The sequence below is a fragment of the Oleiphilus sp. HI0067 genome (genome assembly GCF_001635735.1).
On record NZ_LWFI01000013.1, the window covers coordinates 1 to 782 of the forward strand.

Below are 782 nucleotides of genomic sequence, written 5' to 3' on the forward strand. Positions count from 1 at the left end.
ACGGTGCGCGGATGAAACGCGATCGAAGCCGCACCCGCAAATGCTTATCGAGATTTCTGACCATTTGAAGGTGCCGCGAGATCAAATGTTGATGGTTGGTGATACGACCTTTGATATGGAAATGGCGCAGAAGGCACAGATGCCTAGTGTCGGCGTAAGCTACGGTGTGCATGCGGTGAAGAGCTTACGGCAATATAATCCGAAGCGCATTGTTGATGCGATGCCTGAGCTGCTAGCATGGCTCGTCGAATCACATGACGATATAAAGCTCTAGATTTTTTATCATGGGCGTTCTCAAGTCGATCGTTGATTAGTAATTTTGATAAAACAATAAACTAGGAGTTCCTTTTGGAAAACTCAGATAACGTAAAGGCAGTCCCTCAGCCAACTAGTTCCAACTCTAAAGAATGGAAGTTAATTGAAAAAACGGTAGCTACTTTAGGGGTTGAGCAGCGACGTACTCGTCGTTGGGGTATTTTCTTTAAGTTGCTGACCTTCGCTTACTTATTCATTTTGCTTGGCATGATGGCAAATGGTTTAAGTCCAAGCGGTATGCAGGTTGACTCCGAAAATTACACTGCCTTGATTGATGTGCGAGGAGTGATTGCAGATCAAGAAGATGCTAGTGCTGATGTGATCGTGACAGGTTTACGCTCTGCATTTGAGGCAGAAGGGGCTAAAGCGGTCATTTTGAGAATTAACAGCCCGGGCGGAAGTCCAGTTCAGTCTGGCTACGTCTATGATGAAATCAAGCGGTTGCGCGGCTTGTATCCTGAGAAAAA

General features: G+C 45.8%; 1 protein-coding gene and 1 pseudogene. Both read left to right on the forward strand.

Going from position 1 to position 782, the window contains the following annotated elements; all coding sequences use genetic code 11:
- Positions 1 to 274, forward strand: a 274-nt coding sequence (locus A3739_RS00405) for an HAD family hydrolase (RefSeq protein WP_156502197.1), incomplete at its 5' end; no start/stop codon positions are given.
- Positions 275 to 348: 74 nt separating this feature from the next.
- Positions 349 to 782, forward strand: a pseudogene (locus A3739_RS00410) (S49 family peptidase); the annotation flags it as partial.